The organism is Bradyrhizobium sp. SSBR45G (assembly GCF_030159255.1).
In the GTDB taxonomy this organism is placed as follows: Bacteria; Pseudomonadota; Alphaproteobacteria; order Rhizobiales; family Xanthobacteraceae; genus Bradyrhizobium.
In genome coordinates, this window is record NZ_BSCT01000052.1 from 1 (window position 1) to 22,764 (window position 22,764).

24 protein-coding genes are annotated in these 22,764 nt (G+C 65.8%); 20 read left to right on the forward strand and 4 right to left on the reverse strand.

All coding sequences use genetic code 11. From position 1 onward, the window contains the following. Nucleotides 1–80: 80 nt before the first annotated feature. Complete coding sequence (locus QQL87_RS34420; protein WP_284418984.1) at nt 81–773, reverse strand: TetR/AcrR family transcriptional regulator; 693 nt, start codon at nt 771–773, stop codon at nt 81–83. A gap of 248 nt (nt 774–1,021) precedes the next feature. Between QQL87_RS34420 and QQL87_RS34425 the strand changes: the two genes are divergently transcribed. The 7 genes from QQL87_RS34425 to cynS all read left to right on the forward strand — a co-directional run bounded on the left by QQL87_RS34425 (nt 1,022) and on the right by cynS (nt 7,823). Next, a complete protein-coding gene (locus tag QQL87_RS34425) occupies nt 1,022–1,564 on the forward strand; it encodes an OsmC family protein (protein WP_284418985.1) in 543 nt (180 codons plus the stop codon). Between the two features lie 33 nt (nt 1,565–1,597). Then, nucleotides 1,598–2,719, forward strand: a complete 1,122-nt coding sequence (locus tag QQL87_RS34430; protein ID WP_284418986.1) for an acyl-CoA dehydrogenase family protein — start codon at nt 1,598–1,600, stop codon at nt 2,717–2,719. A gap of 49 nt (nt 2,720–2,768) precedes the next feature. Further along, complete coding sequence (locus tag QQL87_RS34435; protein WP_284418987.1) at nt 2,769–3,644, forward strand: sulfurtransferase; 876 nt, start codon at nt 2,769–2,771, stop codon at nt 3,642–3,644. 96 nt (nt 3,645–3,740) lie between these two features. Beyond that, nucleotides 3,741–5,126 carry a CmpA/NrtA family ABC transporter substrate-binding protein gene (locus QQL87_RS34440; RefSeq protein ID WP_284418988.1) on the forward strand — a complete coding sequence of 462 codons (1,386 nt, stop codon included), beginning with the start codon at nt 3,741–3,743 and terminating at the stop codon, nt 5,124–5,126. A 181-nt stretch (nt 5,127–5,307) separates the two neighbouring features. After that, a complete protein-coding gene (gene ntrB / locus QQL87_RS34445) occupies nt 5,308–6,147 on the forward strand; it encodes a nitrate ABC transporter permease (protein WP_284418990.1) in 840 nt (279 codons plus the stop codon). Between the two features lie 232 nt (nt 6,148–6,379). Beyond that, on the forward strand, nt 6,380–7,282 hold the full coding sequence (locus QQL87_RS34450; protein ID WP_284418991.1) for an ABC transporter ATP-binding protein: 903 nt from the start codon (nt 6,380–6,382) through the stop codon (nt 7,280–7,282). Nucleotides 7,283–7,334: 52 nt separating this feature from the next. Beyond that, nucleotides 7,335–7,823 carry a cyanase gene (gene cynS, locus QQL87_RS34455; RefSeq protein ID WP_284418992.1) on the forward strand — a complete coding sequence of 163 codons (489 nt, stop codon included), beginning with the start codon at nt 7,335–7,337 and terminating at the stop codon, nt 7,821–7,823. Nucleotides 7,824–7,917: 94 nt separating this feature from the next. On the opposite strand, the gene QQL87_RS34460 is transcribed toward cynS, so the two are convergent. Then, nucleotides 7,918–8,238 carry a DUF1476 domain-containing protein gene (locus QQL87_RS34460; protein ID WP_284418993.1) on the reverse strand — a complete coding sequence of 107 codons (321 nt, stop codon included), beginning with the start codon at nt 8,236–8,238 and terminating at the stop codon, nt 7,918–7,920. 312 nt (nt 8,239–8,550) lie between these two features. Between QQL87_RS34460 and purC the strand changes: the two genes are divergently transcribed. The 7 genes from purC (at nt 8,551) to QQL87_RS34495 (ending at nt 14,239) form a co-directional block, all read left to right on the forward strand. Beyond that, a complete protein-coding gene (gene purC / locus QQL87_RS34465) occupies nt 8,551–9,318 on the forward strand; it encodes a phosphoribosylaminoimidazolesuccinocarboxamide synthase (protein WP_008974302.1) in 768 nt (255 codons plus the stop codon). Nucleotides 9,319–9,331: 13 nt separating this feature from the next. Beyond that, nucleotides 9,332–9,574, forward strand: a complete 243-nt coding sequence (gene purS / locus QQL87_RS34470) for a phosphoribosylformylglycinamidine synthase subunit PurS (protein ID WP_284418995.1) — start codon at nt 9,332–9,334, stop codon at nt 9,572–9,574. Between the two features lie 3 nt (nt 9,575–9,577). Next, nucleotides 9,578–9,757, forward strand: coding sequence for a hypothetical protein (locus QQL87_RS34475; protein WP_284418996.1), 180 nt, complete (start codon nt 9,578–9,580; stop codon nt 9,755–9,757). 4 nt (nt 9,758–9,761) lie between these two features. After that, a complete protein-coding gene (gene purQ / locus QQL87_RS34480) occupies nt 9,762–10,463 on the forward strand; it encodes a phosphoribosylformylglycinamidine synthase subunit PurQ (RefSeq protein ID WP_284418997.1) in 702 nt (233 codons plus the stop codon). A gap of 143 nt (nt 10,464–10,606) precedes the next feature. Continuing rightward, entirely contained in the window at nt 10,607–11,194 is a 588-nt protein-coding gene (locus tag QQL87_RS34485; RefSeq protein WP_284418998.1) for a hypothetical protein, read from the forward strand. A gap of 173 nt (nt 11,195–11,367) precedes the next feature. After that, nucleotides 11,368–12,708, forward strand: a complete 1,341-nt coding sequence (locus QQL87_RS34490; protein ID WP_284418999.1) for a DUF1236 domain-containing protein — start codon at nt 11,368–11,370, stop codon at nt 12,706–12,708. A 223-nt stretch (nt 12,709–12,931) separates the two neighbouring features. Further along, entirely contained in the window at nt 12,932–14,239 is a 1,308-nt protein-coding gene (locus QQL87_RS34495; protein ID WP_284419000.1) for a cation:dicarboxylate symporter family transporter, read from the forward strand. Nucleotides 14,240–14,241: 2 nt separating this feature from the next. Here QQL87_RS34495 and QQL87_RS34500 read toward each other — a convergent pair whose 3' ends face one another. Then, complete coding sequence (locus QQL87_RS34500; RefSeq protein ID WP_284419043.1) at nt 14,242–15,186, reverse strand: LysR family transcriptional regulator; 945 nt, start codon at nt 15,184–15,186, stop codon at nt 14,242–14,244. A gap of 110 nt (nt 15,187–15,296) precedes the next feature. Between QQL87_RS34500 and QQL87_RS34505 the strand changes: the two genes are divergently transcribed. The 5 genes from QQL87_RS34505 to QQL87_RS34525 all read left to right on the forward strand — a co-directional run bounded on the left by QQL87_RS34505 (nt 15,297) and on the right by QQL87_RS34525 (nt 19,395). After that, the gene (locus tag QQL87_RS34505; RefSeq protein ID WP_284419001.1) at nt 15,297–16,115 is read left to right on the forward strand and encodes an alpha/beta fold hydrolase; all 819 of its coding nucleotides are present in this window, start codon (nt 15,297–15,299) and stop codon (nt 16,113–16,115) included. A 14-nt stretch (nt 16,116–16,129) separates the two neighbouring features. Continuing rightward, a complete protein-coding gene (locus QQL87_RS34510) occupies nt 16,130–16,678 on the forward strand; it encodes a carboxymuconolactone decarboxylase family protein (RefSeq protein ID WP_284419002.1) in 549 nt (182 codons plus the stop codon). 73 nt (nt 16,679–16,751) lie between these two features. After that, complete coding sequence (locus tag QQL87_RS34515) at nt 16,752–17,552, forward strand: SDR family NAD(P)-dependent oxidoreductase (protein WP_284419003.1); 801 nt, start codon at nt 16,752–16,754, stop codon at nt 17,550–17,552. A gap of 22 nt (nt 17,553–17,574) precedes the next feature. Continuing rightward, nucleotides 17,575–18,435, forward strand: coding sequence for an amidohydrolase family protein (locus QQL87_RS34520; RefSeq protein ID WP_284419004.1), 861 nt, complete (start codon nt 17,575–17,577; stop codon nt 18,433–18,435). A gap of 222 nt (nt 18,436–18,657) precedes the next feature. Then, nucleotides 18,658–19,395: a tetratricopeptide repeat protein gene (locus tag QQL87_RS34525; protein ID WP_284419006.1), complete on the forward strand. Its 738-nt coding sequence runs from the start codon at nt 18,658–18,660 to the stop codon at nt 19,393–19,395. Between the two features lie 247 nt (nt 19,396–19,642). Here QQL87_RS34525 and QQL87_RS34530 read toward each other — a convergent pair whose 3' ends face one another. Further along, a complete protein-coding gene (locus QQL87_RS34530) occupies nt 19,643–20,125 on the reverse strand; it encodes a PaaI family thioesterase (protein WP_284419007.1) in 483 nt (160 codons plus the stop codon). A 197-nt stretch (nt 20,126–20,322) separates the two neighbouring features. Between QQL87_RS34530 and purL the strand changes: the two genes are divergently transcribed. Next, nucleotides 20,323–22,533: a phosphoribosylformylglycinamidine synthase subunit PurL gene (purL, locus tag QQL87_RS34535; protein WP_284419009.1), complete on the forward strand. Its 2,211-nt coding sequence runs from the start codon at nt 20,323–20,325 to the stop codon at nt 22,531–22,533. Nucleotides 22,534–22,764: the final 231 nt, after the last annotated feature.

Sequence of the window (22,764 nt, forward strand, 5' to 3'; positions counted from 1 at the left end):
AATCCAGGGTGGTGGGCGGGACTCTGGATTGCTTCGCTGCGCTCGCAATGACGCGCGGAGGCATCTGCGACTTGCTAACCTCACACCGCGGCGAGCTGCGGGTCCGCCTTGCCGGTTCGCTTTCCGGCCTTGTGCTTGGCCGGCTCGAACAATGCGCTCGCTGCGATCGCCGCGGTGTCGGCGACCTCCGGATTGCGCGACACCATCGCCGCCACGATCGCGCCGTCGATCAGGAGCGCCAGCTGGTGCGCGAAGCTCTCGGGCTCGACTGCTCCCATCTCGCGCGCCAGCTTCTCGATATGCGCGAGCACCACCTTCTTGTGGCGCATCGCGATGGTGCGGAACTGCTTCTGGTCCTTGTCGTGCTCGCCGACCGCGTTGATGAACGGGCAGCCGTAGAAGCGCTCTTCCCCGAACCAGCTCTTCAGGGCCGGGAAGATCCGCGTCAGCTTGGTCTCCGCATCGCCGCCACCGCTTTCCATCGCACCGATGAACCACTCGCGCCACTGCTTGCCTTCGCTTTCCAGCACGGCGGTGACGAGCGCAGTCTTCGATCCGAACAGCTTATAGAGCGTCGTCTTCGCGGTGCCGGCCTCGCTGATGATCGCGTCGATGCCGGTCGCGTTGATGCCATTCTTGCAGAACAGATGCGTGGCGGCGCCCAGCAGACGGCCGCGCGCGGATTCATCATCGCCCGCGGCGATCGGTCGCGCGATCGCCGGCTTCTTCGCCGTCTGTTTGCCCGCAGCTGACTTGCCCAAGGATCTGCCCATGCGCGCAAGCTTAATCGCTGTGCGCGTGAGTCAGCAAGACCGCTGATGCCGATGAGGCAGCGCTGCGCTCATTTTGATCTGACACGGCAGCATTCTGCATCGCGCTTGGGCAGGCGAGGGCAGCCTGCCTTCCGCCATCTTTTCCTAAACCGCGAAGATCATTCCGCCTTTTGAAATCCAGGCTTCCTGGCACGCTTCGTGCAGGAAACAGACCGTTCGGTATCCTCGATCCCAGGGAGAGAAATGAGATGACCGCTGTGGTTCAGAAGACGGCCCTCACAGGCTGCCTCGCGCCCATCGACAGAAGTGGACTCGAACAGCTCATCGTCAACGGCAAGGCCAACCCCAAGGTCATCAAGACCCTGAAGTGCAAGACCGTCGCGGAGGGCAAGTTCCGCCACGCCAACTATATCCGCAACCTCGCGCCTTACATCGTCGACGAGCCGCCGGGCCTGCTGGGCGACGACACCGCGCCCAACCCGTCGGAGGCCTCGCTCGCGGCGCTCGGCTCCTGCCTCGCCGTCGGCCTGCACGCCAACGCCGTGCACCGCGGCTGGGTCGTCAACAAGCTCGAGCTGGAGCTCGAGGGCGACCTCAACATCACGGCGGTCTGGGGCACGGGCGACGTTTCCGAGAAGCCAGTCGGCTTCACCGACGTGCGCGTCAAGGTCGACATGGAATGCGAGGGCATCTCCAAGGAAGAGGTCCAGGCGCTGATCGATCACGTCAAGAAGTGGTCGCCGGTCGCCAACACCTTCACGCGCCCCGTCAATCTCGAAGTCGGCATCTGAGCCGGCGGAGCGCCGGGAGCAGTGGAGGACGTGATGGGTTCACTCGGACAGCATCTGGCGGTCGATGGCGCGGGCGTGATGCCCGTGCCGTCGACCGTGGAGCAGGTCGCGGCGATCGCGCGCAATGAGCTCGCGCCGCTGGCCTCTGGCATCGACGCCGGGACGGTGTATCCGGCCGACGTGCTCCGCCGCTTCGGCGAGGTCGGCGCGTGGAGCAGTCACGTCCCCGATGACGGCAAGGCGGATCTGAATTGCGCGATCGCCTCGATCGGAGCGATCGGCGAGGTCTGCGGCGCTTCCGCCTTCATGGCGTGGTGCCAGAACACGCTGGTCTGGTACATCGCCAACTCGAGCAATGAGGCGCTCAAGGATCGTCTGCTTGACGATGCCGCGAGCGGCCGGCTGCTCGGCGGCACCGGGCTCTCCAACCCGATGAAGAGCTTCTTCGGCATCGAGAAGCTGAAGTTGAAGGGCCGCAAGGTCGAGGGCGGCTATGTCGTGCGCGGCGCGCTGCCCTGGGTCTCCAATCTCGGCCCGGACCACATGTTCGGCACGATCTTCGAGCGCGAGGATGCGCCCGGAGAGATCGTGATGTTCATCGCCGATTGCGCCGACCCGGCTGTGACCCTGCAGCCGTGCCAGCCGTTCCTGGCGATGGACGGCACCGGCACCTACGGTCTGCAGTTCCGCGACCTGTTCGTGCCGGATGAGCTGATCCTCGCCGATCCGGCAGGGCCGTTCGTCAAGACGATCCGCGCCGGCTTCATCCTGCTGCAGGCGGGCATGGCGCTCGGCCTGATCAAGGACTGCATCAAGATCATGCAGGAGGTCGAGGCGCCGCTCGGCCACATCAACCGCTATCTGCCGCAACAGCCGGTCGACTTCCATGCGCTCGCCGACGAACTCGCCAGGGAGACCACGAGCCTCGCCAGCGATCCCTACAACACGGACGAGACCTATTGGCGCAAGGTCGTCGCGCTGCGCCTGCGGGCCGGCGAGGCCAGCGTCGCTGCGGCTCACGCCGCGATGCTCCATTGCGGAGCGCGCGGCTACATCAAGGGCAATCGCGCCGAACGTCGCCTGCGCGAGGCCTATTTTGTCGCGATCGTCACCCCCGCGACCAAGCAGCTCCGCAAGATGCTCGCCGACGGCTGACGCCGGCGAGAACGGCAAACCAACAAATCCCAACCAGGAGAGGCCTGCCATGACGGACGTTCTGATTACTGCCGGCGAACTCGCTGACTTCATCAAGAAAGAACCGTGTGTCATCATCGACACGCGCAATCCCGATGCCTTCGGTGCGGGACATCTTCCCGGCGCCGTCAACGTCCACGAGATCTTCACCTATCTCGCGACGTCGACGCCGGAAGGCATTGCGGAGTTGAAGACGAAGTTCGCCGACGCTTTCGGCGCCGCCGGCCTGTCGGGCAGCGAGACCGCCGTCGTCTACGAGCAGTCGATGAACTCCGGCTTCGGCCAGTCCTGCCGCGGCTATTTCCTGCTGACGATGCTGGGCTATCCCAAGGTCAAGGTGCTGCACGGCGGCTATGATGCCTGGGTTGCCGCAGGCATGGCCGTGACCACCGACGTGCCGGCGCCGACCAAGGCTTCGTTCGCGATCGTGCCGGAGGCGGGCAGCATCCTGATCGACGCCAAGGCCATGCTCTCGGCCGTCGGCAATCCCTCGATCGCGATCCTCGACGTCCGCGACGTCGACGAGTGGATCGGCGACTCGTCCTCGCCCTACGGCAAGGATTTCTGCCCGCGCAAGGGCCGCATCCCCGGTGCCGTCTGGCTGGAATGGTACCGCATGATGAAGCCGACCGGCGAAGGCCCGCGCTTCAAGTCGAAGGACGAGATCCTCGCCGAATGCGCTACCGTCGGCATCACTGTCGACACGCCGGTGTATCTGTACTGCTTCAAGGGCGCACGCGCGTCGAACACGTTCCTGGCGCTGAAGAATGCCGGCGTGAAGGATGTGCGGATGTATTTCGGCTCGTGGAACGAGTGGTCGCGCGACCCGTCGCTGCCGATCGAGGAAGGTCTTCCGATGCCGGCGATGGTCAGCAAAGCGGCATAGAAGCTGCATGATATGCACGTCCGGCCGCTGAAAAATGCGGCCGGATGAGCAGTTTGAAGGCGCTGATAGCGCGGGTGTGACAAAGGGGCGCAGCACATGTCGATTTTCGATGATCCGTTCGATGCCGATTCACGCGTGAATGCCGGTTGTATCTGCGGCCAGCATCAGAGCCCGGCCGAACATGAGCACGCCCTGCTGGCGCTGCGCTGTGAGCCGGTCGTCGAATCGCAAGAGAAGCGCTATGAGAACGTCGTCGCGTCCGCCGTGCTGCGCGCGGTGTTTCCGGAGGCCGCGACGCGCCGCGCGTTCCTGAAATCGGTCGGCGCGGCGACGGCGCTCGCCGCGGTCTCGCAGTTCTTCCCGCTGAAGACGGCGACCGAGGCGTTCGCCGAATCCGGCACGCCCGAGAAGAAGGATCTCAAGGTCGGCTTCATCCCGATCACCTGCGCGACGCCGATCATCATGGCCGCGCCGCTCGGCTTCTATGCCAAGGCCGGCCTCAACGTCGAGGTCGTCAAGACGGCCGGCTGGGCGGTGATCCGCGACAAGACCATCAACAAGGAATACGACGCCTCCCACATGCTGGCGCCGATGCCGATCGCGATCTCGCTGGGTCTCGGCGCGCAGCCGATCCCGTTCACCGTGCCCGCGATCGAGAACATCAACGGGCAGGGCATCGTGCTGTCGATGAAGCACAAGGACAAGCGCGATCCGAAGGACTGGAAGGGCCTGAAATTCGCTATTCCGTTCGACTATTCGATGCACAACTACCTGCTGCGCTATTATCTCGCCGAGCACGGCATCGATCCGGACACCGACGTGCAGCTGCGCTCGGTGCCGCCGCCGGAGATGGTCGCGAACCTCCGTGCCGACAACATCGACGGCTTCCTCGCGCCCGACAACATCTGCCAGCGCGCGATCTATGACGGCGTCGGCTTCCTGCACATCCTGTCCAAGGAGATCTGGGACGGCCATCCCTGCTGCAGCTTCGCCGCCAGCCGCGAGTTCATCACGGCGGCCCCGAACAGCTTTGCCGCGCTGACTCGCGCCATCGTCGACGCGACAGCCTATGCGGCGAAGGCCGAGAACCGCAAGCAGATCGCGGAGGCGATCGCGCCGGCCAACTACATCAACGCGCCGGTGACCGTGCTGGAGCAGGTCCTGACCGGCACCTATGCCGACGGCCTTGGCGGCGTGAAGACCGATCCGAAGCGCGTCGATTTCGATCCGTTCCCGTGGCAGTCCTTCGCGGTGTGGATGCTGACCCAGATGAAGCGTTGGGGCCAGATCAAGGGCGACGTCGACTACAAGGCCGTCGCCGAGCAGATCTATCTGGCGACTGACACTCGCAAGGTGATGACCGAGATGGGGCTCACACCGCCGAAGGACTCCTACAAGTCGTTCTCGGTGATGGGCAAGCCGTTCGATCCGACCAAGCCGGACGACTACGTCGCCAGCTTCAAGATCAAGAAGGCGTCGTGATGGGGGCGATGAATCCGACCCTGCTGACCACACCAACAGTGTCGTCCCCGCGAACGCGGGGATCCATACGCCGTGACCTGTCTTGTGGCATGGGCGGTAGCGATAGTCTTTTCCACCAACCGCCGACGGTGGCTATGGGTCCCTGCGTTCGCAGGGACGACAGTGGTGGGTGGGGCGCCCGATGACCGCCTCACTTCGCCTGCGCGCCGCAATCGTGTCCATCTTCCTGCTCGCCGTGTTCCTCGGCGCCTGGCATCTCGCCACGCGCAGCACGGGGACGGCTGCCAACATGAGCCCGGAATATGCCAAGCTGATGGGCCTCACCGCGACGCAGGGCAAGTCGGCGATGCCCGGGCCGCTCGATGTCGGCGCCAAGCTGTGGGAGCACCTCAAGCGGCCATTCTATGACAATGGTCCCAACGACAAGGGCCTCGGCATCCAGCTCGCCTTTTCGCTCGGACGGGTGATGCTGGGCTATCTGATCGCGGTGGCGATCGCGATCCCGCTCGGCTTCCTGATCGGCATGTCGCCCTTGATGAGCAAGGCGCTCGATCCGTTCATCCAGATCATGAAGCCGATCTCGCCGCTCGCCTGGATGCCGCTGGCGCTCTACACGATCAAGGATTCCAGCCTGTCGGCGATCTTCGTGATCTTCATCTGCTCGGTGTGGCCGATGCTGATCAACACCGCCTTCGGCGTCGCCAGCGTCCGCAAGGAATGGATCAACGTCGCCCGCACGCTGGAGGTCGGGAATTTCCGCCGAGCCTTTACGGTGATCCTGCCTGCCGCGGCGCCGACGATCCTTACGGGCATGCGGATCTCGATCGGCATCGCCTGGCTGGTGATCGTCGCCGCCGAGATGCTCGTCGGCGGCACCGGCATCGGCTACTTCGTCTGGAACGAATGGAACAACCTCTCGATCACCAACGTGATCATCGCGATCCTGCTGATCGGTCTCGTCGGCATGGTGCTGGACCAGATCCTGGCCCGGGTGTCGCGGCTCGTGACGTTTCCGGAGTAGGGCGGTGATGTTGATCAAAGGCACCGCTGCGTCCTTACCTCTCCCCGCTTGCGAGGAGAGGTCGGATTGCATCGAAGATGCAATCCGGGTGAGGGGGTACAGGTCTATCCACGGACGAGCCTCGCGCGTGTGCCCGTCATCCAGATTTTCCGCTTGCACCGCCCGTGCGGCTGCCCCTCACCCCGTGAAGAACGGGGAGAGGGGGCGCACTGCCGTTGCGGAGGCTTAGCCGATGACCGACAAGTTCATCTCGATCGAGGGCATCGCCAAGCGCTATGACGGGGCGCGGAGCACGACGATCTTCGAGAATCTCTGGCTCGGCATGACCAGGGGCGAGTTCGTCTGCGTGATCGGGCATTCCGGCTGCGGCAAGACCACGGTGCTCAACATCCTGGCCGGGCTCGATGTGCCCAGCGAGGGCGCCGTCATTGTCGACGGCCAGGCCATCGAGGGGCCGAGTCTGGATCGTGCCGTCATCTTCCAGAGCCATGCGCTGCTGCCGTGGCGGACGGTGCTCGGCAACGTGGCCTATGCGGTTTCGTCGAAATGGCGCAAATGGGATCGCGCCAAGGTCAAGGCGCATGCGCTGAAATATATCGAGCTGGTCGGGCTGTCCGGCGCCGAGCACAAGCGTCCATCTGAGCTGTCCGGCGGCATGAAGCAGCGCGTCGGCATTGCCCGCGCGCTGTCGATCACGCCGAAAATCATGCTGATGGACGAGCCGTTCTCGGCGCTCGATGCGCTGACGCGCGGCACCCTGCAGGATGAGGTCCGGCGGATCTGCGTCGAGACCGGCCAGACCGTGTTCATGATCACGCATGACGTCGATGAGGCGATCTATCTCGCCGACAAGATCGTGCTGATGACCAACGGGCCGGGCGCGGTGCTGGCCGAGATCGTGGAGAATCCGCTGCCCAAGGACCGGCTGCGCGGCGATCTGCACCGTCATCCGCTGTACTACGCGCTGCGCAACCACATCATCGACTTCCTGGTCAGCCGCAGCAAGACCTTCACCGCGGACACGCCGGATCACGACCCGCGCAAGGTGCCGGTGGTGAGGATCGGCCGCACCGAGCCGATCATCGTTTCGTCCAAACCGGCCGACAGCGACGGGCCGCAGGCGGTCGCCAGCTGAGTCCGTTCAGCCGAGAAACTCATCAACGAAGACCCATCAAGGGAGACCAAGCATGAAGCGATCCGACCTCACCGAGAAGCTGCTCGACATCAAGCGCGAGAAGGGCTGGAGCTGGAAATACATCTGCGAGCAGATCGGCGGCTATTCCGAGGTGCTGATCGTCGGCGCCATTCTCGGCCAGATGAAGCTGACCAAGCCGCAGGCCGCCAATGCCGGCGAGCTGTTCGGGCTCTCGAAGAGCGAGATCACGATGCTGAACGAGACGCCGATGCGCGGCGAGGGCGTGCAGATGCCGCCGACCGATCCCCTGATCTATCGCTTCTACGAGCTGGTGATGATCAATGGCCCGGCCTGGAAGGAGCTGATCCAGGAGGAGTTCGGCGACGGCATCATGTCGGCGATCGATTTCGACATGGTGATGGAGCGCCTGCCAAACGCCAAGGGCGACCGCGTCAAGATCACGATGTCGGGCAAGTTCCTGCCGTACAAATATTACGGCGCCAGCGGCAACGTGCCGGAGTATGGATTCAAGGAAGAGTAGACGAATAGGGAGTAGCGAATAGCGAGTAGGGAAGAGCGAACAGGGGCAGGTCAGCCCTATTCGCTACTCGCCATTCGCTATTCGCCCCTGATCACTATCCCGCCTTGATCTGGGCGACAGCGGTCGCCAGCAGTTCGCTCATCTTCGCGCGGATTTCGGCCTCGGTCACCGCGGCGCCCTTGGCGGTGAGGTCACCCAGCACCTTGCGCACGACGTCGGCGTCGCCGGCCTCCTCGAAATCGGCCGCGACCACCTCCTTGGCGTAGGCGTCGGCGTCAGCGCCTGATTTGCCGAGCTTTTCGGCTGCCCAGAGGCCGAGGAGCTTGTTGCGGCGGGCTTCCGCCTTGAACTTCAATTCCTCGTCATGGGCGAATTGCTTCTCGAAGGCGTCCTCGCGCTTGTCGAACGTGGTCATGGTCGGAACTTCCAGTGTTGCCGAAGAGGGTTAACCGCGGAGGCGGTTGCGGGGCGGTATCCGCACGCCTAAATAATTGGAACACCTTGCCAATACAACGGGCACGAGGCCGCAGGAAGGCGCGGTAAAACTCCGGTCCAGGGATCTGGATCGATTGTGCTCGGGACACCAATGGGATAGGTTTCCCACAGGCTCGGTTCCTGTTCTGTTTCCGTCGGATCCAAGCCCTCGCGGCAGCTCCGTCGTGGTCCTGTCCAAAGTCATCCGGAGCCCACCAATTTCATGGATTTCAACAAAACACGGTACATCCCAATGAGCCGTCGGCGTCGCATTTATGAAGGCAAGGCCAAGGTCCTTTACGAAGGCCCCGAGCCGGGCACCCTGATCCAGCACTTCAAGGACGACGCTACCGCCTTCAATGCCAAGAAGCACCAGGTGATCGAAGGCAAGGGCGTCCTCAACAACCGGATCTCGGAGTACCTGTTTCAGCACCTCAACGACATCGGGGTGCCGACCCACTTCATCCGCCGGCTCAACATGCGCGAGCAGTTGATTCGCGAGGTCGAGATCGTGCCGCTCGAGGTCGTCGTGCGCAACGTGGCGGCGGGCTCGCTGTCGCAGCGCCTCGGCATCGAGGAAGGCACCCAGCTGCCGCGTTCGATCATCGAATTCTATTACAAGAACGACCAACTCAACGACCCCATGGTGTCGGAAGAGCACATCACCGCGTTCGGCTGGGCCACGCCCCAGGAGATCGACGACATCATGGCGCTCGCCATCCGTGTCAACGACTTCCTGACCGGCCTTTTCCTCGGCATCGGCATCCGCCTGGTCGATTTCAAGATGGAATGCGGCCGGCTGTTCGAGAACGAGATGATGCGGATCATCGTCGCCGACGAGATTTCCCCTGATTCCTGCCGTCTCTGGGACATCAAGTCGAACGAGAAGCTCGACAAGGACCGCTTCCGCCGTGATCTTGGCGGCCTTCTGGAGGCCTATACCGAGGTCGCCAAGCGGCTCGGCATCCTGATGGAGAACGAGCGTCCGGCGGGCTCCGGCCCGGTCCTGGTCAAGAGCTAAAGGGAAGCAAGACGTGAAAGCGCGTGTCACGGTGACACTGAAAACCGGCATCCTCGATCCCCAGGGTAAGGCGATCGAGGGCGCCCTGAAATCGCTCGGCGTCGACGGCGTCGCGTCAGTCCGTCAGGGCAAGGTGTTCGACATCGAGCTCGCCGGCGCCGACAAGGCCACGGCGGAGGCCGCCCTCAAGGCGGCCGCCGACAAGCTGCTCGCCAACACGGTGATCGAGAATTACCGGGTGGAGCTGTTGGGGTAGGCGATGGCTGTGACCGACCGCGAGATCTACGAGCTGCTGCTTGAGGTCTCGCGTGATCTGGTCCGCGTCGAACATTCGGACGATGAGCTTCTTGCCGGCGTGCGAGCGTTGAACCGGGAGCTCTCGTCAGACTCACTCACCCTCGCCAAGCCGCGAGGCGGAAATCCTCAAGCAAGCACGTAAGATCATGAAATCCGCCGTCCTCGTCTTTCCAGGCATCAACCGCGAACGCGACATGGCGCGCGCGCTGCGCATGATCTCCGGCCATGAGCCGGCGATGCTCTGGCACGCGGAAACGGAGCTGCCCAACGGCACCGATCTCGTCGTCGTCCCCGGCGGCTTCTCCTATGGCGATTATCTGCGCTGTGGCGCGATCGCGGCGCGGGCGCCTGTCATGGATGCGGTGCGCGATCATGCTGCCAAGGGTGGCCTCGTGCTCGGCGTCTGCAACGGCTTCCAGATCCTGTGCGAGTCGGGCCTGCTGCCGGGCGTCCTGATGCGCAACGACAAGCTCAAATTCATCTGCAAGGACGTGCATCTGCGGGTCGAGCGCTCGGACACACCGTTCACCCGCGGCTATAACGCCGGCCAGGTCATCCGTGTGCCCGTTGCCCATGGCGAGGGCAATTATGCCGCTGACGAGGAGACCCTGAAGCGGCTCAATGGCGACGGGCGCGTGCTCTATCGCTACTGCTCAGCCGACGGCGAGGTCGGCGACCTCAGCAACATCAACGGCGCGGCGCATTCCATTGCCGGCATCGTCAACGAGAGCGGCAACGTGCTCGGCATGATGCCGCATCCCGAGAATCACGTCGAGGACATCATGGGCTGCACCGACGGCCGCGGCCTGTTCGCCGGCCTCGTCGCCCATCTCGACCGCGCCGCCTGATCGCGGCGCGCGTCGGTCCGGTCGCAGAGCAGGCCGACCGATGGACCAACAAACGACCGATTGGCGAGACAGCGTAGCGCACGTCTTCCATCCTTCGGATCGTCGATGATCTGTGCGCTGGCCATGATCGCTGCGGTGTCCTGATGTCGGCACTGTCATTCACTCAGTGCGCGCTGCGCTGGCTTCTTCTGTCGGTGTCGCTGGCGACCGTGGCCGGCATGGATGGGCTCCGGGCGGAAATCCCGTCGACAACTCCGTCGGCGACGCCGTCACCCGCCGCGCCGCCGCAGCCCTTCTCCGTGAGCGGCTGGAGATCCCAGCGGCCGAGCGGCACCGACGTCACCTTCTTCATCTGCGAGGATACCAAGTGCGGTCCGGGCTCGAAGGTGAGCTACCGGCTCTATGCCCCCGACACGACCATGACCATCGAGCAATTCCGTGCCTCGCAAGAGCAGACCGTCAAGATCCTGGATCAGCGGGTCCCAGGCCAGACGACCACGATTCTCGGCGTCGAAGGTGACAAGGGCACCAACCTGCCGCGCGTGTTCCGGGCGCGGCGCCTGAAGGTGGCGGCCGACGGGAGCAGGGAATATCAGGTGAGCGGCATGCTGTTCGGGCTGAAAGCCAGCGCGAGCCTGATCAGCACCGCGGGCGGCGAGGCCAGCAGCACCACCAACTTCGCATTATTCGCGATTCCCGTGCTGGCCATGCTCGGGCTGCCGCCGCGGTGAGGCGCCGGCGCTGAGAGGCTATCGGCCTGTCTCGTCGCCGATATCGGCGGCGGCGTTGGGCTGTTCATCAAAATCGTTCCGTAACTTTTTTCTCCCGCGGTCCGGCAACGCCGGCCGGTTGATCGCGTTGTCCGCCCGATTCCCTTGGGGCAGGGAATTGAGGAGGTTCACACATGACGACGAAACATTGGCTGGGAACGGCCGCTATCATTCTGGCGATCGGCACTGGCGCGAGCGCCGCATCCGCGCAATCCGAGATGAAGCGCGAGGGCGGTCCTGCGGCGGCGTCGCCGCGTGGTGAGGCGGTCCGTCCGGCTGCCGACGCCAAGGGCGGCGCTGCGGCGGCAGAACGCGCAGCGTCGGAGACGAAGGGCGCGCCGGAGCAGCGTCGCGCTGAACCGCCGTCCGCGGCCGGGCGTGAGCCGGTGCGGGAGCAGGCGCAGGAGCGCGCCGTGCCTGACACCAAGCAGGGCGCTCAGCAGACCAAGGGCGAGCGCGGGCCGGCGGCCGCCGAGCGTGCCCGTGACGCCAAGGAGGGCGCTGAAGACAAACAGGCTCAGGGCAAGGGCAAGGTTGAGGACAAGGCCGCAGAGAAACAGCCTGGGCGTGCCGACGAGCGCAAGACCGAGGAGCGTGCCGCCGAGTCCAACAAGCCCGGTGCGACGGATCGCAAGTCCGACCGTGAGGCGGATCGCAACGACCGCACCGGCGGCGACAAGCCCCGCCAAAGCCAGGACGAGCGTGGCAATCGCGAGTCCGGCAAGACCGCCGACAAGCCGGACGCCGATCGCAGCAAGCAGGCCACCCAGCCAGCGCGTGTCGACGACAAATCGACGGCGCAGCAGGACCCGAAGGCAGGCCCCGCCGGCAACGACGCGCGCAAGCCGGATGCGACCGGGCAGGCCGGCAACCAGACCCAGCCGGACGGCCAGCGCTCCGCGACCTCGGTGTCTGTCAACGACCAGCAGCGCACCCGCGTGGTCGATCAGCTCAAGCGCGATCGCGATTTCGACCGGGCGCGCACCGACATCGATATCCGCATCAACATCGGCGAGCGCCTGCCCGAGCGCGTGCGGCCGCGTCCGCTGCCCTCGGACATCGTCGTGATGGTGCCAGAGTATCGCGGCTACGACTACACGGTGGTGCGTGACGAGATCGCCATCATCGATCCGCGCAGCCGCGAGATCGTCGACGTCATTCCGCAGAACGGCGTGCGCGCCGATCGTGGCTATGACCACGGCAGCTATGGCGTGAACGCGACCCGCATCGTGCTGTCGGACGATCAGCGTCAGATCCTGCGCCGCGCGGTCACCGAGACCGGCACGGTCGGCTCGACGACATCCTCGTCACTGTCGTCCGGTTCGAGCTGCCTCAGCCTGCGCCGCGTGCCCGATGAGCTCGCCCGCAGCAATCCCGAGCTCGCCAACTACCAGTACCTGGCGATCGGCGATCAGGTGGTTCTGGTCGACCCGCGGGATCAGAAGATCGTGCAGGTCATCGACCAGCAGCAGTGACGCCAATGCGCCGGGAGGCCGCCTGTCGTGGCGTGCCTCTCGGCGCTCCGGCCTATCCGGCACGGTCGGGTTTGCATGTCCCAGGTCACGTCCCGAACCATGCCCATCCGGCATGGAAGCCGATCTAAATATTGATTTGGACATAGCACGGCGGGGTCTGCTCTAGTTCGCTCCGAAACGGGAACGAGAAATCATCTCGTCCCAAACGGGAGCGAAACGAGCCATGGCGATCATCCGCCAGCTTTACGTGCAAGTTCTGATCGCGATCGCGCTCGCGATCGTCTTCGGCCTGGTGGCGCCTGGCGCGGCCGCTGACATGAAGCCGCTCGGCGACGGCTTCATCGCCCTTTTGCGCATGATGCTGGGGCCGATCATCTTCTGCTCGGTCGTCCTGGGACTGACCCACGTCCGCGACATGCGGCAGCTCGGCCGGCTCGCGCTCAAATCGCTGCTTTATTTCGAGATCCTCACCACGCTCGGCATGGTCGTCGGCTTCATCGCGGTCAACGTGGTCCAACCCGGCGACGGGCTGCATGCCGGCAATCTCGCGCTGAACGATAGCGTCACGCGCATTTCGAACTCGGCGAGCAACTTCACCGCCGTCGGCTTCTTTCTCAGCATCATTCCGACGACCATCGTCGACGCCTTCGCCAAGGGTGAGATCCTTCAGGTGCTGTTCATTTCGGTGATGGTCGGGGCGGCGCTGAGCGTCGGCCTGAAGAAGGACTCGGCCATCCTGCACGGCATCGAAGAGGGGCAGGACGTGCTGTTCCGCATGCTCGGCTTCATCATGAAGCTCGCGCCGATCGGCGCCTTCGGCGCGATGGCGGCGGCGATCGGCACCCACGGCGGCGCCACGCTGCTCTACCTCGGAAAGGTCGTGGTGCTCTATTGGGCCACCGCGATCGTCTTCGTGCTGGTCGTGCTCGGTGCGGTCTGCGCCATCATGCGACTGTCACTGTTCAAGCTGCTCCGGCTTATCCGAGAGGAGCTGCTGCTGGTGCTCGGGACGGCCTCCGGCGAAGTCGCGCTGCCGCGGCTGATGCAGAAGCTCGAGCAGGCCGGCTGCGACGGCTCGATCGTGGGTTTCGTCCTGCCGGCGGGCTACAGCTTCAACCTCGACGGCACCGGCATCTACATGGCGATTGCGGTCGGCTTCATCGCGCAGGCGACCGATACGCCATTCTCCTATGGGCAGCAGGTCGCCGTGCTCGCCGTGATGCTGCTGACGTCGAAGGGCGGCACGACGGTCGCAGGCGGCGCCTTCATCAAGCTCGCGGCGACCCTGCAATCCGTTCGGGTGCTGCCCCTGAACGGCCTCGGCCTTCTGTTCGGGATCGACCGCCTGATGGCCACCTGCACCGCGCTGACCAACGTCATCGGCAACACGGTCGCCGTCTTTGCCATCGCGCGCTGGGAGAATGCGTTGGACACGGCGAAGCTCGACGCCTATCTGGCGCGCGGCGCTGCGGCGCCTGCGGTAGCTGAGGCTGACGCATCCCGCGCGGCCATCGTGGGCGCAGGCGAATGAGCTCAGCGCACGTAGTCGTCGATCATCGTGGCGCCGGGCCAGCTGCCGTCCCTGACGCTCTCGGCGATCGCGTCGCGCACCAGGGCGCGCAGCTGGTCCGCCAGCCAGGTCGGCTGGCGTTCGCGCGGCATGCCGATCGAGACGGTCGAGATCAACGGCGGCCGCTCGATCGAGCGGATGCTGAGCTCGCCGCGTTCGGCCTCCCCGGCCACGGCCGCATAGGCGAGGATCGTCGCACTGAGGCCGCGCTTGACCATGGCCTTGGTCATGCTCACGCTGTCGACCTCGAAGGTGACGTTGAGCCGCGCGCCGTTCTGGATCGCCGCCTGCTCGATCAGGCGCCGGTTGCTGTGCGGAAGGCTCGGCAGGATGAGCGACAATCCGGCCAGCTCGCGCCAACGGATCTTGCCGGAAACCGTCTCGCCCGACGGGGCCGGGGGAGCTGCAACGACCATGCGGTCGTGCAGGATCGGTGCGAGTGCGATGCCGTCGAGTGGCGGCGGGTTGTAGAGCACGGCAATGTCGAGCCGGCGGTCCAGCAGCCATTCTTCCAGCGAGGAGCTGATGCCTTCGCGGACCTGGACCGAGGCCTGCGGCCAGCGTCTGCGCAGCTCGATCACGATCGACGGCGCGATGCGCAGGCCGGCAACGGGCGGCACGCCGAGCACGATGTGGCCGGCAAAGCTCGAGTCCGGCGAGCGGACCGCGCTCGGCATCTGATCGATCTGCAGCAGCACGGCGTGGGCGTGCTCCAGAAACGTCGTGCCTGCGCGGGTCAGCCGGACGCCGCGCCCGTGGCGCACCAGCAACGCAACGCCCAGCTCATCCTCGAGCTTCATCAGCTGACGGCTGAGGGCGGATTGCGCGACGTTGAGCATCGCCGAGGCCCGGCTCACGCTGCCGGCGCGCGCCACCTGCACGAAGTAACGAAGTTCGCGGATGTCGATGGTCGTGTCCTCCGCGCCGCCGCCTGCCGCGTTTTATTGCAAGCAGGGCATGTCGAGTCAAACCGCGCTGCCCGCCCGGCATCGACCAGGACCATACGAGCCCATTGCCCATGAACTGGATTCACCTCGACGATCTGACACTGCGCTATGAGGCGCGGGGGAACGGGACGCAGACGCTCGTGCTGCTGCACGAGCTCGGCGGCAGCCTCGACAGCTTCGATGCCTTGATGCCGGCGCTGGGCGACGATCGGCGTGTGCTGCGCTACGATCTGCGTGGGGCCGGGCTGTCGGAGAAGCCGCGATCGTCGTTCAGTTTCACGGATCACGTCGGCGACCTCCACCGGCTGCTCGCAGGGCTCGGTATCGCAGGGCCGGTCGATATCGCGGGCGTCGCTGCGGGCGCTGCAGTGGCCGTCAGCTTCGCGCTGACGTATCCGGATCGTGTGTCGTCGCTTTCGCTGTGCGCGCCTGCGCTCAGCGTCGATGCGGACCGCGTGCAATATTTGGCCCGGCGGTCCGAGCTCTGCATGCGCTCCGGCATGCGCGCGGTGGCCGCCGAGACGCTGGACCGCTCCTATCCGCCCGCCTTGCGGCGCGATCGCAACGCCTATCTCGCCTATCTCGGCCGCTTCCTGGGCAATGATCCGGTCGGATACGCCTGCAACAATCTCGCTTTCGCCAAGGTCGACCTTTTGCCGCGTCTGCGCGACATCCCGCATCGCTGCCTGCTGCTCGCCGGCGCGCATGATCTGTTGCGGCCGGAGGCGCAGGTCATGGCGTTGGCGGGCATGATCCCGCATGCCGAACCCGCGACCATTAATGATGCTGGTCATCTGATGCACGTGCAGGCGCCGGCCGAGATGGCGGGACGGCTGGTCGCGTTTCTGGCGCAGCCGGCAGCACCGCCGCTGCTGCCCTGCGTGTCGTGACCGGGAGCGAAGCCATGCGCATCAGAGACCTTGCTCCCGCCGATATGGACGATGCCCAGCGCACCGTCGCGGAGGAGGCGATCGCCGGCAAACGCGGTCGCATCCCGGCGCCGCTGCGGGCCTGGCTGCACAGTCCGGAGCTCGGGCGCCGCGCCCAAAAGCTCGGTGAGTTCGTGCGCTATGACACGTCCCTGCCGCCCGCTTTGTCCGAACTCGCGATCCTGGTGACGGCGCGGCATTGGACCTCGCATGTCGAATGGTACGCCCACAAGCGCGACGGGCTCGCCGCCGGCATCGATCCTGCCGTCATCCTTGCGATTGCAGAGCGGCGCGAGCCGGAGTTCACCGACGGCATGGCGAAGCTGGTTCACGACTACACGAAGGTGCTGCTGGCCACCGGCCGGGTGCCCGATGATCTGCATGCGGTTGCGGCTGGCGCTCTCGGTGAACGCGGCGTGGTCGATCTGGTCGGCATCGCCGGCTACTACTCGCTGGTGGCGCTCACCCTCAACGCCTTCGATATCGGCCTGCCGGACGGCGAGATGCCGGAACTCGCGCCATGAGGGGCAAAAGCCGAGGCACTGCACACCGGACCATGAACACGCCGAGAGGCGTGTTCATGGAGAGGAGACGAGCATGACCAAGCGCCTCGACGGTAAGGTGGCGATCGTCACCGGTGCCGGATGCGTCGGCCCGGGCTGGGGCAACGGCAGGGCCGCTGCGGTCATGTTCGCGCGCGAGGGTGCAAAGGTGTTCGCCGTTGACCGCGATCCGGACCGGATGGAGGAAACGCTTGCGCGGGCGCGCGCAGAGGGCGGAACGATCGAAGCCCACGGCTGCGATGTCACCGACGCGGCGGCGGTCACGGCGATGGTGGAGGCCTGCATCGCGGCGTTCGGCCGAGTCGACGTCCTCGTCAACAATGTCGGCGGGTCGGCGCCGGGCGGTCCGGTCGAACTGAGCGAGGAAAGCTGGGACGGCCAGCTCGATCTCAACCTCAAGAGTGTGTTCCTGACCTGCAAGGCCGCGCTGCCGCACATGGCGGCACAAGGCGGAGGGGCCATCGTCAATACGGCCTCGACGTCAGGCCTCCGCTGGACCGGCTCGGCGCAGGTCGGCTACGCCTCGGCCAAGGCCGCGGTGATCCAGTTTTCCCGGGTCGTCGCCGTGCAATACGCGCCGCAGCGCATCCGCGTGAACACCGTGGTGCCCGGCCAGATGCACACGCCGATGGTCGAGGCCCGTCTCGCCGGGCAGCGTGCGGGTGGCGACGTCGAGGCCTTGCTGCGAACGCGGCAGGCCCGCATCCCGCTGGGCTTCATGGGGGACGGCCGCGACACCGCCAACGCCGCGCTGTTTCTCGCCTCCGACGAGGCGCGCTTCATCACCGGCACGGAGATCGTGGTCGACGGTGGCATGAGCGCCCGATGCGATTGACGCCACGATCATGAGAGCCGCAATGCCCCTGGAGGACGGCCCGGTCCCGCAGCCTGTACTGCCAGCCGGCGCCTGCGACGCGCACTGCCACGTCTTCGGCCCATTCGATCGCTTTCCGCTGCCGGACGATCGCAGTTTTACGCCGCCCGAGGCGCCGGCTGCGGCCTTGCGCCGGCTGCACGATCGTCTCGGTTTCGACCGCGCCGTCATCGTGCACAGCCAGGGCCATGGCAGGGACCACCGCCCGCTGCTTGATGCGCTGGCGGCGGATCGCGACCGCACCCGTGGCGTCGCCGTGCTGGGGCCGGACGTGGCTGCCGAAGACGTTGCGCGTCTCGACGCGGCCGGCGTCTGCGGGGTGCGCTTCAACTTCCTGGCCCATCTCGGCGGAGCGCCTGCGCCGGAGCGCATTCAGACCGTGCTTGGGCTGGTGCGGCCGTTCGACTGGCACGTGGCGATCCACGTCACCGGCGCCGATCTCATCCGCTACGTCGACCTCATTGCGGCGATCGATGCTCGCGTGGTCATCGATCACATGGCGAGGCCGGACCTGAGCCAGAACCTCGAGGCCTGTCGGGACATCCTGTTTCGCCTGCTCGACAGCGGGCGGGTCTGGGTCAAGCTCAGCGGTGCCGACCGCTTCTCGATCGCGGGCGCGCCCTATCATGACGTCGTGCCGTTTGCCCGCAGCCTTGCCGAGCACGCACCGGACCGCGTGCTGTGGGGCAGCGATTGGCCGCACGTCAACATCAGCGGTCCGATGCCCGATGACTCCGCCCTGGTCGATCTGCTGCCGGAGATTGCGCCGTCGAATACGTTGCGGCACCGGCTGCTCGTCGAGAATCCGGCAGCGCTGTTCGGCTTCGGCGCGGCCTCACCGTGAAATGGCGGCTGCGAAATATCCGCTGAGCGAACACGGCGCGTCGGCGCATCAGCCATTGCATCATGGCGGACTTGCTGAGCAAGCATCCGTTGAACCGGCTGTGGCGCCGCAGCGTCAAACCGGCATCGCCAAGCGGCCGGCGGCTGCCGCGGGATTGTCGGCCGATGCCAGCCACGCTATCAACGCCGGCGTGTAAATCCGGTCGTGGGTTGGGGGTCTGCCGTGCCTGTCGCACTCGTCGTTCTGCTGCTCGACATTTCGCTGATCTACCATGCCTCGCGCACCGGACGGCTGCAGCCCTGGGCCTTCATCATCCTGATGGTGCCGATGATCGGCGCGCTCGCCTATATCGTGGTCGAGCTGGTGCCCGAATGGCTCGGCAGCCACGACGTCCAGAAGGCGCGCAAGCGCGTCGCCAACAAGCTCGATCCCGAGAAATACTATCGCGAGTTGTCGGATCGGGTGGCTATCACGGACACGATCGCCAACCGCGCGGCGCTGGCCGAGGAATGCGTTGCGGTCGGCCGCTATGACGAGGCGGAGCAGCACTACGATCACATTCTGAGCCTGCCGCTGGGCCACGAGCCGTTGTTCGCGCTCGGCAAGGCCAAGGCGCAATTCGCCCGCCGGCGGCCGGCCGACGCGCTGGCGACGCTCGACGCGTTGCAGAAGAGCTGGCCGGACTACAATTCGGCCGAGGCGCATCTGCTCTATGCACGGGCGCTGCAGGAGGCCGGCCGCACCGACGAGGCGATCGAGGAATACCAGGCGCTGCTGGACTACGCGCCGAGCAGCGAGGCCAAGGTGCGCTATGGCCAGTTGCTCAAGCTGGCCGGCCGGGTCGACGAAGCCAAGGTGGTGTTCACCGAGCTCCTGATCCAGATGAAGCGCGCCCCGCGCCACGTCCGCAAGGCCCAGGCCGAGTGGATCGCGACCGCCGAGAAGCAGCTCGCGGGGTAGGAGCGGCTGGCGACCTACGCTCCCTCCACGCGTCATTCCGGGGCGCGCGTAGCGCGAGCTCGGAATCCATACTCACGAGTGGCCATGTGTTGCGAGCTGCGCGTGGCGCCGATCTTGGTCTCCATCACCTCTTGGGGTTATGGATTCCGGGCTCATTCGCGCTGCTTCAAAATGGCTTCGCCATTTTGCGCGCGAATGCCCCGGAATGACGCGCGGAAAGAGCCGGGCGCGCCGCGGAGCTTTGGAGCTACGGCGAGCTCGCGGTCTCCGGCGTGCGCCGCTTGATCCGCTTGATCGTGCCCGAGAACGAGAACAGCGGCTTCGTCCCGGAATGCAGCATCCCACGCAGGAAGATCAGCGAGGCGCCGCCGCGGGTGACCTCGCCGGTGGCCTCGATCAATTCGCCCTCGCGCGCCGCGTCGAGGAATTCGGACGAGAACGACACCGTGACGCCCGGCCCCTGCATGATCGGCGCGGCAAAGGCGAACAGGCAGTAGTCGGCGAAGGTCATCAGGCAGCCGCCATGGACGTTGCCGCCGCCATTGAGGTGCTTCTTCTCGACCCGAAAGGCGCAGCGGATCGAGCCGTCTTCCTCCATCCGGTGCCAGAACGGGCCGGTGTGGGATTCGTAGCTGTCGCGCATCCAGGTCCGCCAGCCGGCGAATTCGCCGTCGGTCGCGATGTGGATGCCAGGGCGGTTCTCGAAGGCGGAACGAGTGAGGTCGTGCACGTGCGAGGGCCTTTAACTGTTGATTTACCGTCTTAAATCCGATTGGTCGCCAATCTGCAAACATCCCGTCCGGCGGGTTCGGGCCAAAGCTCTGGACAGGGCGGAATAGGGCCGTAAAAGGCCTTTTCCCCTCCCGCCTATCTTTCTATGAAACAGGCTCACGGGACCAGCGGCCCACGGGGCAAAGGCATTTCTCCATGCGCAATGAACCGCAGATCACCCCCGAGCTCGTCGCCGCCCACGGCCTGAAGCCCGATGAATATGAGCGCATCCTGAAGCTGATCGGGCGGGTGCCGACCTTCACCGAGCTCGGCATCTTCTCGGCGATGTGGAACGAGCACTGCTCGTACAAATCGTCGCGCATCCATCTGCGCGGATTGCCGACCAAGGCGCCCTGGGTAATCCAGGGCCCAGGCGAGAACGCCGGTGTGATCGACATCGGCGACGGCCAGGCGGTCGTGTTCAAGATGGAGAGCCACAACCACCCGAGCTACATCGAGCCGTACCAGGGTGCCACGACCGGCGTCGGCGGCATCCTGCGCGACGTGTTCACGATGGGCGCGCGGCCGATCGCCTGCCTGAACGCGCTGTCCTTCGGCGCGCCGGAGCACCCCAAGACCCGACACCTGGTGTCCGGCGTCGTCGCCGGCGTCGGCGGCTACGGCAATTCGTTCGGCGTGCCCACGGTCGGCGGCCAGACCCGCTTCCACACCCGCTATGACGGCAACATCCTGGTCAACGCCATGGCGGTCGGCCTCGCCGATGCCGACAAGATCTTCTACGCGGCGGCTTCCGGCGTGAACATGCCGATCGTCTATCTCGGCTCCAAGACCGGCCGCGACGGCATTCATGGCGCCTCGATGGCCTCGGCGGAGTTCGACGATTCGTCGGAGGAGAAGCGGCCGACGGTGCAGGTCGGCGATCCCTTCGCCGAGAAGCTGCTGCTCGAGGCGTGCCTGGAGATCATGGCCGCCGACTGCGTGATCGCGATCCAGGACATGGGCGCGGCGGGCCTGACCTGCTCCGCGGTCGAGATGGGCGCCAAGGGCGACCTCGGCGTCGACCTCGACCTCGACGCGGTGCCGACCCGCGAGACCGGAATGACCGCCTACGAGATGATGCTCTCCGAAAGCCAGGAGCGCATGCTCATGGTGCTGAAGCCGGAGAAGGAAAAGGAAGCCGAGGCGATCTTCCGCAAATGGGGCCTCGACTTCGCGGTGGTCGGCTACACCACCCCGAGCAAGCGCTTCGTCGTCAAGCACGGCGGCGACGTGATGGCCGACCTGCCGATCAAGGAGCTCGGCGACGAGGCGCCGCTGTATGACCGTCCGCATGTGGCCTCATCAGCGCTGCCGGTGATCCATGCCCGCGAGGTCAATCCGCCGATGGACCTCATCCCGGCGCTGGAGAAGCTGCTCGCAACGCCCGACCTCTGCTCCAAGCGCTGGATCTGGGAGCAGTACGACCACGTCATTCTCGGCAACACCGTGCAGCGGCCCGGCGGCGATGCTGCTGTCGTGCGCGTGCAGGACGGGCCGAAGGGCCTGGCGCTCACCGTCGACGTGACGCCGCGCTATTGCGAGGCCGACCCGTTCGAGGGCGGCAAGCAGGCGGTGGCGGAGGCCTGGCGCAACATCACTGCGGTCGGCGGCCGGCCGCTCGCCATCACCGACAACCTCAATTTCGGCAATCCGGAGCGGCCCGAGATCATGGGCCAGTTCGTCGGCTGCCTCAAGGGCATCTCGGACGCCTGCCGCGCGCTCGACTTCCCGGTCGTGTCCGGCAACGTCTCACTCTACAACGAGACCAACGGCCGCGCGATCCTGCCGACGCCCTCGATCGGCGGCGTCGGCCTGCTCGACGATTTCACCAAGTCGGCCAGCATCGCCTTCAAGGCCGAGGGCGAGGCGATCCTGCTGGTGGGCGAGACCCATGGCTGGCTCGGCCAGTCGGTCTATCTGCGCGATGTCTGCGGCCGCGAGGAGGGCGCTCCGCCGCCGGTCGATCTCGCCGCCGAGAAGCGCATCGGCGATGTCGTCCGCGGCATGATCCATGCGGCTACCGCGACGGCTGCGCATGACCTGTCCGACGGTGGCCTGCTGGTGGCGCTCGCCGAGATGGCGATGGCCTCCGGCATCGGTGCGCGCCTGCTGGCCGCGCCCGCATCGATCGTGCCGCACGCCTATTGGTTCGGCGAAGACCAGGCGCGCTATCTGGTGACGGTGCCGGAGACGGAAGCCGGCCGCGTGCTCGCCAAGATGCGCGGCGCCAACGTTCCCTGCACGCGCATCGGGACCACGGGCGGCACCGAGCTGGCCATCGCCGGCGAGGCTGCGGTCGAGATTGCGTCGCTCAAGACGCGATTCGAAAGCTGGCTGCCGAACTACATGGGCGGCAGCGCCGCATAACCCACCGCTGTCGTCCCGGACAAGCTATGACGGCGCGTGGCGCCGTCATAGCGCCGATCCGGGACCCATACTCCGCGGCCGCGGTCGTCAGGCACGCTGAGTATCATCTTGCCCAGCCACGAGCCCTGCGGTTATGGGTCCCGCGTTCGCGGCGACGACAACGGGAATGGTCGTCCGAGCCGTGGTCCTACCCGGCGTCATTGCGAGCGCAGCGAAGCAATCCAGAGCTCA